This is a genomic window from Burkholderia sp. 4NA327C6, from assembly GCF_005502655.1.
GTDB classification, from domain to species: domain Bacteria; phylum Pseudomonadota; class Gammaproteobacteria; order Burkholderiales; family Burkholderiaceae; genus Burkholderia; species Burkholderia contaminans.
Genome location: NZ_SCNZ01000026.1, coordinates 49,043 through 60,855, shown reverse-complemented (window position 1 = coordinate 60,855; position 11,813 = coordinate 49,043). Strand labels below are relative to the sequence as shown.

Genomic DNA, 11,813 nt, shown 5'->3' with positions numbered 1-11,813 from the left:
ACGACGGATGACGAAGGTTCAACCCGACTGGCTCGCGCTCGCGACGCGTTTCGCGCAGTTGCCCGACGCGCAGCGCGCGGTCTTCATCGACAAGCTCGGCGCGGCCGGCATCGACTTCCGCGTGCTGCCGATCCCGCCGCGCACGCCGCGCCACGACCGCGTGCCGGCGTCGTTCGCGCAGACGCGGCTGTGGCTGCACGCGCGGCTGATCGATGCGCCGGACGCGTATCACATCACCGAGCGCCTGGCACTGACGGGCCCGCTCGACGCGCATGCGCTGCGCCTCGCGTGCGACGCGCTGATCGCACGCCACGAGGTGCTGCGCACGACCTTCGACGAAGCGCAGGACGGCGTCGCGCAGACGATCCATGCACCGTTGCGCTGCCCGTGGCGCGAAACCGATCTTGAAGGGCTGCCGGACGCGCAGCGCACGGCGCGCGCGGAAGCCGTCGCGACGGCCGACGAAGCCGAGCCGTTCGATCTCGGCGCGGCGCCGCTCGTCCGCGCGCATCTGGTGCGCTTCGATGCGACGCATCACTGGCTCGCGCTGACCGTGCATCACATCGTGTCGGACGGCTGGTCGTCGGGTGTGATGCTGTTCGAGCTTGCGGCGTTCTATCGCGCCTATGCGTCGGGCGAGCCGGTGCCGCTCGCGCCGCTGCCGATCCAGTACGCCGATTACGCGCTGTGGCAGCGCCGCTGGCTCGACGCCGGCGAGCGTGACCGCCAGCTCGCGTTCTGGCGTGAACGGCTCGATCCGCAACGCGGCGTGCTGGCGCTGCCGGGCGCGGCCGCACGACCGGCGCGCCGCAGTGCGCGCGGCGCACGCCACGTGTTTTCGCTCGACGCGCGCATCGGTGCGCAACTGCGCGCATTCGCGGCCGCATCGGGCGCCACGCCGTTTGCGGTGCTGCTCGCTGCGCTCGATGCGCTGCTGGCGCGCGCGACCGGCGACGCGCGGATCTGCGTCGGCGTGCCGGCCGCGAACCGCGAACGCGCGGAAGTCGCCGGCCTGATCGGTTTCTTCGTCAACACGCTGGCGATCGATGTCGACGTGCCCGCGCACGGCGATTTCTCGTCGCTGGTCGCACGCACGCAGCGCGCGCTCGTCGACGCGCAGATGCACCAGGACGTGCCGTTCGAGCAGGTGGTCGACGCGCTCGGCGTGCCGCGCAGCGCGAGCCACCATCCGCTGTTCCAGGTGATGGCCGCCTACGGCGAGCGCCGCGCGCTGCCGGCGCTCGGCGCGGCATCGGCCGCGTTGCTGCCGTCGGGTACGCCCTCCGCGAAATTCGACCTGACGCTGTCGGTCGAAGCGATGCTGGACGGTACGTTCGACGCCGCCTTCATCTATGCGCTCGACCTGTTCGAAGCGGACGCGATTGCCCGGCTGGCCGCACGCTTCGTCACGCTGCTCGCCGATGCGCTCGCGCGCCCCGACATGCCGATCGGCGATCTCGACTGGCTACCCGCCGCTGAGCGCGAGCAGCTCTTCGCGTGGAACGCACCGGCAGGCGCAACCGCGACTGAACCGTTCGTGCCCGTGCATGCCCGCATCGCCGCGCATGCTCACGCACGGCCCGACGCACGCGGCGTCGCCGATATCGATCGCGCGCTGACGCGCGGTGAAGTCGATGCGCGCGCGGCGCGCCTGGCACGCCACCTGGCGGCGGCCGGCGTTCGGCCGGAAATGCGCGTCGGCGTCGCGCTGCAGCGCTCGGTCGACCTGCTCGTCGCGCTGATCGCGGTGCTGAAGTCGGGCGCCGCGTTCGTGCCGCTCGACCCCGCGCATCCGCGCGAACGGCTCGCGCAGATCGTCGGCGACGCGAGCATCGCGCACGTGCTGACCGACGGCGCGAGCGCCGCGTCGCTGCCCGAACTGCCGGATCTGCGCGTGTGGCGCGCCGATGAAGTCGACGCACTCGACGAAGCCGCGCACGTCGTGCTGCCGGACGTGCTGCCGGGCCACGCGGCCTATGCGATCTACACGTCGGGCTCGACCGGCAAGCCGAAGGGTGTGATCGTCGACCATGCGTCGTTCGCGCTGCATTGTGCGGCGATCGCCGAGCGCTACGGCGCGGGCGAGAACGACGTGTTCCTGTTGTTCCAGTCGGTCAACTTCGACGGCGCGCACGAAGGCTGGTTTTCGCAATACATGTCGGGCGCCGCCGTGTCGGTGACGGCCGACGTGCTGTGGCCGCCCGCGCAGACCTGCGCGATGATGGTCCGCGACGGCGTGACGATGACCTACGTGCCGCCCGGCTGCGCCGCGCAGCTCGCCGAATGGGCGCTCGCGCATGGCGCACCGCCGACGCTGCGTTCGCTGACGGTCGGCGGCGAGGCGACGTCGCGCGAGGCGTTCGCGATGCTGCGCCGCGCGCTGCCGAACGTGCGCGTGGTCAACGGCTACGGCCCGACCGAGACGGTCATCACGCCGACGCTGTGGATGTTCCGGCCCGGCGACGATCTCGCGATGCTCGGCGACGCCGCGTACCTGCCGATCGGCACGCTGGTTGGTGCACGCACCGCGCACGTGCTCGACGAACGGCTGCATCCGCTGCCGGTCGGCGTGATCGGCGAGCTGTACCTGGGCGGCGAGGGGATCGGCGTCGCGCGCGGTTATCTCGACCGCCCGGCACTGACGGCCGAGCGCTTCGTGCCCGATCCGTACGGCGCGCCGGGCGCGCGGCTGTACCGCACGGGCGACCTCGTGCGGCGCCGCGCGGATGGCGTGTTCGACTTCATCGGCCGCGTCGACCACCAGGTGAAACTGCGCGGGCTGCGCATCGAACTCGGCGAGATCGAGGCCCAGCTGGCCGCGCACGAGGCCGTGCGGGAAGCCTGCGCGGTCGTGCACGGGCAGGGCGCACTGGCGCAGCTCGTCGCTTATGTCGAACTGACCGCCGACGCACGGGCGGCCGCGCAGCCGGTCGAAGCCGCGACGCTCGACGCGCACCTGCGCCGCACGCTGCCCGATTACATGGTGCCCGCACAGCTGATCGTGCTCGACGCGCTGCCGCGCAACGCGAACAGCAAGGTCGACCGCGCGCGGCTGCCGGCGCCGGTACGCGTCGAACGTGCATACGAAGCGCCGCACGACGGCGACGAAGCCGCGCTTGCGGCGATCTGGTGCGACGTGCTGAATCTCGAGCGCGTGGGCCGTGGCGATCACTTTTTCGATCTCGGCGGCCATTCGCTCGCCGCCGTGCGCGTCGCGACGCGCGTGGCCGAACGGCTCGGCCGCGACGTGCCGGTGCGCGCGCTGTTCGAGGCGCCGGTGCTCGCGCAGTATGCGTTGCAGGTGGCCGATGCGCCGCGCGCGGCGCACGCCGGTGCGGCGGCACCGGGCGTGGCCGTCGCCAAACCGGATGCACATGGCGTGTGGCCGCTGTCGCCGGCGCAGCTCGGCCTGTGGTTCCTGTGGCGCGCGCAGCCGGACAGCGCCGCGTACAACATTCCGGTCGCGCTGCGGGTGCGCGGCCCGCTCGACGTCGATGCGCTGCGTGCGGCCTTCTCGGATGTCACGGCCGTGCATCCGGCGCTGCGCGCGCGGCTCGTCGCGCGTGACGGCGCCATGCCGGGCCAGCGGATCGATGCAAATGTTTCTGTCGAACTGCCCGTGATCGACCTGTCGGCGCAATCCGATGCGCTCGTTCGCGCTGCGGTGCTGACCGACGAGGATGCACTCGCGCCGTTCGACCTGGCTGCCGATGCGCCGCTGTGGCGCGCGCGCGTGCTGCGGCTCGACGCGGACGACCATGTGCTGTCGATGACGATTCATCACATCGTGTCGGACGGCGAATCGATCGAGCTGTGGCTCGATGCGGTTCGTGCGCGCTATGTTGCGCGTGTGCAGGGCGGCGCCGGCGCCGTGCCGGCCGACGAGGCCGTCCAACCGGCCGCCCGACCGCTCGTGCTGCCCGCACCGTGCCATCCGGCCCGCGTCGCCTACTGGCGTGACGCGCTGGCCGATCTGCCGGCGCGCGTGCTGCCGCAGCGCGCGGACGCGCCGGCCGTGCCGCAATGGCGCGCGGCCCGCATCGCGTTCGAATTCGACGGCGCGCTGATCCGCGCCGCACGCGACACGGCGTCGGCCGCGCACGCGACGCTGCCGATGCTGCTGCACGCGGCGCTCAACACCGCGCTGTTCCGCGCGACGGGCGCGGCCGACCAGCCGGTCGGCGTGCTTGCGTCGACGCGCGAGTTGACGGGCGATGCGGCCCGCGACGCGCTTGGCCTCTTCATCAATTCGGTCGTCGTGCGCACGCGGATCGACCCGGCCGCGCGTCGCGCGGACGTGCTCGCACAAGTGCGCGATACGGCGCTCATGGCCTACGCGCACGCCGACGTGCCGTTCGCGGACGTCGTCGCGGCGCTGCGCGCGCCGCGTGCCGCGCAGGCCAATCCGCTGTTCCAGGTGATGTTCAACTACCTGCGCCCGACGGGTGCCGCGGCGCGCGACTGGGCCGGCCTGTCGCTGGCCGGGTTCGACGACGTTCGCCATCGCGTCGTGTTTACGCTGGAGCTGGACGTCGTCGAGCATCCGGATGGCCGCGTGAGCGCCGCGTTCTCGTATGCGGACGAACTCCTCGATCGCGGCTTCGTCGATGCGCTCGTCGATCTCTATCACGACGAAGTCGCGCGTTTCGCCGGCGCGTCGGAAGCGGTGCTCGGTGCGCCCGACACGCGTGCCGTTGCGCAGGCGTCGCATCGCGCACGGACCGGAAGCAATGCACGCGCCGCAACGCCGCGCCGTGCGCCGCATGCGGCTGCCTTGCTCGCGGCACTGTGGTCCGACACGTTCGCAACGGCTGCGCCTGAACCCGATGCCGACCTGTTCGAAGCCGGTGCGACGTCGTTCGACGTCGTGCGCTTCGTCGACGCGGCCAGCCGCGCCGGCCACGCGCTGACGGTCGCCGACGTGTTCGCGTCGCCGACGCTCGCCGAACTCGGCGCGCGGCTCGATGCGCACATGGAAACGGGGCGGGAGGCGCGCCATGCTGGCTGAAGTGCGTCCGGACGGATTCACGATGCTCGATACCTACCGCCTCGCGTTCGCGGACGGCCTGTTCGCCGTGCGTGACGGCGTGGAGATCCGCGTCGCGCAGGGCGACGGCATCGGCGCGCAGTTGCTGCGCGCGCAACTCGGCGACGACGGCGCGCTGCGCCTCGTCGCATACAACCATCGCGCGGCACCGGCCGACCAGCGGCGTGCGCTGCTGGCGGCCCTGGCCGCGGCGTTTTGCGACAGCGCGGGCCACGCGGCGATCCGGCTCGACCCGGCCGCGTGGCCCGCAGTCGCGCTCGATGCGCTGCGCGCGAGCGGCGTGCTCGCCGACGGCGGCCGCTGCATGCGTGAAGGCTGGGCGCAGCAGGCCGATCTGTGGCGCGTCGGCCCGCATCTGCCGTGCGCGACGTTGCCGACGTTCACCGACGGCCGCCGTCACCCGCGCCGGCCGCCGGCGCCGCGCGGCGACGTCTACGCGCGCGACCTGCCGGCGCTCGGCGTGCGCTTCACGCTGCGCGGCTGGCAGCCGGCCGAGGACACCGCGCGACTCGCGCGCTGGTTCGACGAACCGCGCGTGCGCGACGGCTGGCCGGGCACGCAGCCCGGCACGGACGGCACGCAGGGCACCGCGCCCGGCACCGATCCGCACGTGATTCCGCTCGTCGGCTGCTTCGACGGCGAACCGTTCGCGTATGTCGAGGCGTACTGGCTGAAGGAAGACGCGCTCGCGCCGCACGTCGCGGCACGCGACTACGACCGCGGGCTGCGGATGCTGGTCGGCGAGTCGCGCTGGCGCGGCCCGCATTGCGTGGCGGGCTGGCTGCCGTCCGTCGTGCATTACCTGTTTCTCGACGACCCGCGTACCGAAGCGGTCGGCTGTGCCGTACCGGCCGGCCACGCGCGGGTTGCCGACCATCTCGCGCGGCACGGCTTCGCACGGCAGCGCCGTCTCGCGCTGGCCGACGCGCAGCCGCTGTGGATGCGCACGCTGCGCGAGACGTTCTTCTCCGGCCGTCACGTCTGACGCGCCGGATTCACCGACAAGGGAGCTGAGACATGCAGAGAGAAACCGTATTCGACCTGATCGGCGTCGGCTTCGGGCCGTCGAATCTGGCGCTGGCCATCCGCCTCGAGGAGCGGCGCGCGGCGCGCCCGCTCGCCCATTGCTTCGTCGAGCGCCAGCCTGAATTCGGCTGGCATCGCGGCATGCTGCTCGACGATTGCCGGATGCAGATCTCGTTTCTGAAGGATCTCGTCACGATGCGCGATCCGAAAAGCCGCTACACGTTCATCAACTACCTGTTCGAACGCGGCCGGCTGAACGAATTCGTCAACCTGAAGAACTTCTATCCGACCCGCGTCGAATTCCACGACTACCTGAGCTGGGTGGCCGAGGCGTTCGACGATCGCGTCCATTACAGCGAGACCGTCCTCGCGATCGAACCGGTGCGCGGCGACGGTGCGAGGATCGACGCGCTGCGCGTGCTGTCGCGCGACGCCGGCGGTCACGAGCGCCAGCGCGTCACGCGCGCGCTGTCGGTCGGCGTCGGCGGCACGCCGGCGGTGCCGGACGCGTTCGCCGCGCTCGGCCGCGACCGCGTGATCCATTCGTCGTCCTACCTGACCGACATCGACCGGCTCGTCGCGTCGCCGGACGGCGAGCGCCGCCGCGTCGCCGTGATCGGCGCGGGGCAGAGCGCGGCCGAGGTGTTCATCGATCTCGCGCGCCGCTTCCCGCACGTCGACGCGAGCCTCGTGATGCGCGCCGGCGCGCTGAAGCCGGCGGACGACAGCCCGTTCGTCAACGAGATCTTCAGCCCCGAGTTCACCGATGTCGTCTATGCGCAGCCGCACGACGCGCGCCGCGCGCTGCTCGAGCGCTATCGCGACACGAACTACGCGGTGGTCGACCGGCCGCTGATCGAACAGATCTACGAAATGCTGTACCTGCAGCGCATCGACGGCACGCCGCGCCATGCGCTGCTCGCGAACAGCGCGATCGAGGCCGCGGTGCGCACCGCCGACGGCCGCATCGAGCTGACGCTGCGCGACCGGATGAGCGGCGACACGCGCGTCGAGCGCTTCGACGCGCTCGTGCTGGCCACCGGCTACCGCCGCGACACGCATTCGGCGCTGCTCGAAGGGCTCGCGCCGCATCTGGGCGACGCGCTGGCACGCGGCGACGTTACGCGCGACTACCTGCTCGCGACGCCCGAGCACTTCGCGCCGCGCATCTACCTGCAAGGCTGCTGCGAAGACAGCCACGGCCTGTCCGACACGCTGCTGTCGGTGCTGGCGCGCCGCGCGGACGAAATCTGCGCGTCGCTCGAAGACGGGATCGCACCCGCCCATGAAGAAGGCGCGGCCCGGACAACACAGGAAAAACGGCAGGAAAACGGGGCGAGCGCGAGCCGGATGGCTTTCGCTCTTTGACAAAGGCGCGGTCGGAGACCGCATGAAAAAAGTGGAGCAGAGAACGATGGAGTGGGCAACAGGCACGCGTTTGCGTGCGATCGCAGCCGCGGCGAGCGTGGCGTTCGGTGTGGCGGCAGGGCAGGCACATGCCCAGACGGCGCCGGCCGTGAACGCAGGCGCAGCGGCGTCGGCCAGCAGTGCGCAGAACGGTGCGGCGGCGAGTGCGGCGGCCGGCACGCTGCCGACGATCAGCGTCAACGCGGCCTCGGAAGGGGACGGCGCAGTCGGCCTCGTCGCGAAGCGCAGCCGCACCGGCACGAAGACCAATACGTCGATCAACGAGATCCCGCAGACGATCAACGTCGTCACCGCGCAGCAGATCGAGATGACCGGCGCGACCGACGTGAACGCGGCGCTGCGCTACGTGCCGGGCTTCTCGTCGTACGGCTCGGACAACCGTTCCGACTGGTACGCGGCGCTACGCGGCTTCACGCCGACCGCGTACGTGAACGGGCTGCAGGTGCCGAACACGCTGAACCTGTCGAGCTGGCGCGTCGATCCGTACATGATCGACAGCATCAGCGTGCTGCGCGGGCCGACCTCGGTGCTGTACGGCGCGGGCGACCCGGGCGCGATCGTCGACGTGCAGACCAAGCTCGCCGACGGCGAGCGCGTGCGCGAGGCCGGCGTGCAGATCGGCAACTACGCGCGCAAGCAGTTCATGATCGACGTCGGCGACAAGCTCGACCCGGACGGCAAGTATGCGTACCGCTTCGTCGGCGTCGCACGCGACGGCAACGCGCTGACCGGCCCGAACAACGACCAGCGCGTCGCGCTCGCGCCGTCGTTCCGCTGGCGCCCGAACGCGGATACATCGCTGACGCTGTCGGCCACCTATCTGCAGGACTGGGGCGACATCTCGTCGAACTTCCTCCCCGCGCAGGGCACGGTGCTGCCGAACCCGAACGGTCAGATCAACAAGGACGTGTACGAAGGCGATCCGAGCTTCAACTACTACCGCAAGAAGCAGTGGTCGGTCGGCTATCAGTTCGAGCGGAACCTGACGCCGGCGTGGACGTTCCGCCAGAACACGCGCCTGATGCACCTGTCGCTCGACAACGGTTCGGTATTCGGCAACGGCTTCGTCGACGGCAGCACGACCGACGTGTCGCGCTGGGCGGGCGTGTTCCAGACGAACTACAGCCGCTTCGACATCGACAACAACCTCGAAGGCCGCTTCGCGACGGGCCCGCTGCAGCACACGCTGCTGCTCGGCTTCCAGTACAACCGCCAGACCGCGACCGACAGCGAATGGCTCGCCGCCGCGCCGCCGCTGAACATCTACAACCCGGTCTACACGCCGGTGAGCACGGCCGTGTTCTCCGATCCGAACGCCACGTTCCGCACCAACACGTACACGACGATGAACACGTTCGGCCTGTACGCGCAGGACCAGATCAAGTGGAACCGCTGGACGCTGACGCTCGGCGGCCGCGAGGACTGGGTCAACATGCGGATGGACGACCGTGCGGCCGGCACGTCGACGAAGGCGGACGTCACGGCGTTCACCGGCCGCGTCGGCCTCACGTACCAGGGCGACTACGGGCTGTCGCCGTACGTCAGCTACGCGACGTCGTTCAACCCGCTGATCGGCGTGAACCTGGTCGGCGGCGGGCTGCCGCAGCCGACGCGCGGCAAGCAGATCGAGGCCGGCCTGCGCTGGCAGCCGCCCGGCAAGAACCTGATGCTGAACGCGGCGATCTACCAGATCAACCAGACCAACGTGCTCACGTCGGCGCTGCCGAGCCAGGACCCGACCGGCACGAAGTCGGTGCAGACCGGCGAAGTACGTTCGCGCGGGATCGAGCTGAGCGCGACCGGCAAGGTCACGCGCAACCTGTCGGTGATCGCGTCGTACGTGTATCAGGACGTGAAGAACGTGAAGGCCAACGACGCGTCGCTGAACAACTGGCCGGTCGACATTCCGCGCCCGCGCCAGATGGCGTCGCTGTGGACCGACTGGACGTGGCACACGGGGCCGCTCGCGGGCTTCGGCCTGGGCGGCGGCATTCGTTACCAGAGCGCATCGGCCGGTGCGGCCGACAACTCGCTGACGGTATCGAGCGTCACGCTGTTCGACGCGGGCGTGCATTACGACACGCGTAACTGGCGCTTCGCCGTGAACGGAACGAACCTGGCCAACCGTCACTACATCAGCGGTTGCCAGTCGGCGAACGTCTGTGTGTTCGGCACCGACCGTACCGTGATCGCGACCGCGAAATACAACTGGTGACGATGCGCGCCGCGGCGCGCCGGCCGGCCTTCGTGGCCGGCGCGGGCGGGCCGCGGCGCCTTCGTCCGCTTTTCCACGACGCATCCATGCCGAAGAAAAATCTCGTCTACATCCAGTCGCTGCGCAACGGCGCGGCCGATCGTGCCGGCCAGCCGGTCGCTTATCAGGGCGGCACGCGCTACATGAAGGCGCCGCTCGAATATCTCGTCGAACGCCTGAACGATTCGCCGCTCGGCGAGCGCTACACGCTCAAGGGCGTGATCGTCGATGACGACGACGGTTCGCCGGCCGACCGCGCGAAAGTCGCCGACTACGGCTTCGCCCGCACGCCGGGCCGCCCGTGGATCCTGCCGGAAGGGTTGACGGTGCAGGGCCGGCCGGTCGACGACCTGTTCTGCACGATTGCGTCGACGTACCGGCGGCTGCCGCGCGACGCGCGCGAGCGCGTGGCCGGCAAGCAGGCGTTCGAGCGCCGCCTGCTCGAGCGCCTGCTCGAACTCGACGCCGACGTCGTCGTGCTCGACGGGCTGCTCGTGATCCTCGACGAACTCGTGCGGCCCGGCGCGCGCTTTCACCGGCGCATCGCCAACATCCACCCGGGCATCACGGCCGTCGGTTCGCCGTACCAGCGGCGCGGCGCGTGGGCGACGCTCGACGCGCTGCACGGCGCGCGCGGCGAACGGGTCGACTGGTCGAACGGCACGACGTCGTCCGTCGAGCCGGTGATGATGACGGGCGCGTCGTTTCACTATGTCGACAACGGCATCGATTCCGGCGAGGTGATCTGCGACGTGCTCGACACGCCGATCGCGCCGGATGACACGATTCTCGAACTGCGCTGGAACAACTTCCAGCGCAGCCTGTTTCCGGCACTCGAGCGGGGGCTGCATGTCCTTGCCGATCGCCACGACGCGGGAGCACTGTGATGCAGGACACGCTGACGAAACCGGCCGGCGCCGCGGACGCCGTCGAAGGTGAAGTGGCCGCCGCGCTCGACGGCGCCTCGCACGGGCAGGCGATGGCCGTCGCCGAGCACACGCTCGACGCGTGGCGGCCCGACGACTCGCCGGACGAACTGCTCGCGGCATTCGTCGCGCTGTTCAACACCGACACGCGCTACGACGCGGCGACGATCACGGTGCCGCTCGGCGGCGCCGATGCGGCAGCCGTTGCGGCGTACGTCGCGCGCGCGGTACGCGAGGGCGTGATCGACGGCGCGCAGGTTGCCGGCGACGCGCTGCGCTTCACCGTGTCGCGCGCGACGTTCTGGCAGAACCCGCGGCCGTGGCTGAAGGCGCCCGCATCGGGTGGAATGCCGCTGCGCCATGTGATCACGAACGGCCACCGTCACCCGGTGCGGCCGCCGTCACCGGCCGGCGAGATCTATGCACGCTACATGCCGCAGGTCGGGATGACGTTCAGCCTGCGCACCGTCGACGTCGACGCGCACGCGGACCTGTTCAGCGGCTGGATGAACCTCGATCGCGTCGCGCATTTCTGGGACCAGCGCGGCACGCGCGACGAGCACGCGGCATATCTCGCCGAGCGGCTCGCCGATCCGCACATGCACCCGATGATCGGCTATTTCGACGACACGCCGTTCGGCTATTTCGAGTTCTACTGGGCGAAGGAGGACCGCCTCGCGCCGTTCTACGACGCGCACGACTACGATCGCGGGCTGCACCTGCTGATCGGCGATTCGCGCTTCCAGAGCGCCGGCAAGCTGCATGCGTGGTGGAGCGGGGTGCTGCACTACATGTTCGTCGACGAACCGCGCACGCAGCGGCTCGTGGGCGAACCGCGCGTCGATCACGTGCGGCACATCGCGTACATGCACCGGCTCGGGTTCTACACGCTGAAGGAATTCGACTTCCCGCACAAGCGCGCGGCGCTCACGGTGATCGAGCGCGATACATTCTTCGACACTTTCAAATTGCCGTAACGGAGCGGGTGCGCGGTGCGGCGCGAGGTTGCGCGCGGCGCCGTGGCTCGCGGGCATCGGCCGTCCGGGATATGGACCGCGCGGCCTGCGTCGTGAAGAATGGATCGCTCTCCTCATCGACGACAGGCCCACGACATGGCAAAAACATCCGCGAC

The 11,813-nt window shown here is 70.5% G+C and carries 6 protein-coding genes; all 6 read left to right on the top strand.

Annotated features, from left to right (window positions below; genetic code table 11):
• Window positions 1-7: 7 nt before the first annotated feature.
• The 6 genes from FFS49_RS24630 (at window position 8) to FFS49_RS24605 (ending at window position 11,658) form a co-directional block, all read left to right on the top strand.
• Window positions 8-5,008 (top strand): non-ribosomal peptide synthetase, encoded by a 5,001-nt coding sequence (locus FFS49_RS24630; RefSeq protein ID WP_105815837.1) that lies wholly within the window; start codon window positions 8-10, stop codon window positions 5,006-5,008.
• Window positions 4,998-6,032, top strand: coding sequence for a GNAT family N-acetyltransferase (locus FFS49_RS24625; protein ID WP_105815836.1), 1,035 nt, complete (start codon window positions 4,998-5,000; stop codon window positions 6,030-6,032). The genes FFS49_RS24630 and FFS49_RS24625 overlap by 11 nt, the downstream gene beginning before the upstream one ends.
• A gap of 32 nt (window positions 6,033-6,064) precedes the next feature.
• Entirely contained in the window at window positions 6,065-7,441 is a 1,377-nt protein-coding gene (locus FFS49_RS24620; RefSeq protein ID WP_105815835.1) for a lysine N(6)-hydroxylase/L-ornithine N(5)-oxygenase family protein, read from the top strand.
• Between the two features lie 22 nt (window positions 7,442-7,463).
• Window positions 7,464-9,716, top strand: a complete 2,253-nt coding sequence (locus FFS49_RS24615) for a TonB-dependent siderophore receptor (protein ID WP_105815834.1) — start codon at window positions 7,464-7,466, stop codon at window positions 9,714-9,716.
• Between the two features lie 86 nt (window positions 9,717-9,802).
• On the top strand, window positions 9,803-10,642 hold the full coding sequence (locus tag FFS49_RS24610) for a formyltransferase family protein (protein WP_105815917.1): 840 nt from the start codon (window positions 9,803-9,805) through the stop codon (window positions 10,640-10,642).
• Entirely contained in the window at window positions 10,642-11,658 is a 1,017-nt protein-coding gene (locus FFS49_RS24605; protein WP_105815833.1) for a GNAT family N-acetyltransferase, read from the top strand. Before FFS49_RS24610 ends, FFS49_RS24605 begins: the two co-directional genes overlap by 1 nt.
• Window positions 11,659-11,813 lie beyond the last annotated feature (155 nt).

Excerpts from the sequence above, each read along its gene's own strand:
- FFS49_RS24630 (WP_105815837.1), top strand. The coding sequence starts at position 8 with ATGACGAAGGTTCAACCCGACTGGCTCGCGCTCGCGACGCGTTTCGCG.
- FFS49_RS24625 (WP_105815836.1), top strand. The coding sequence starts at position 4,998 with ATGCTGGCTGAAGTGCGTCCGGACGGATTCACGATGCTCGATACCTAC.
- FFS49_RS24620 (WP_105815835.1), top strand. The coding sequence starts at position 6,065 with ATGCAGAGAGAAACCGTATTCGACCTGATCGGCGTCGGCTTCGGGCCG.
- FFS49_RS24615 (WP_105815834.1), top strand. The coding sequence starts at position 7,464 with ATGAAAAAAGTGGAGCAGAGAACGATGGAGTGGGCAACAGGCACGCGT.
- FFS49_RS24610 (WP_105815917.1), top strand. The coding sequence starts at position 9,803 with ATGCCGAAGAAAAATCTCGTCTACATCCAGTCGCTGCGCAACGGCGCG.
- FFS49_RS24605 (WP_105815833.1), top strand. The coding sequence starts at position 10,642 with ATGCAGGACACGCTGACGAAACCGGCCGGCGCCGCGGACGCCGTCGAA.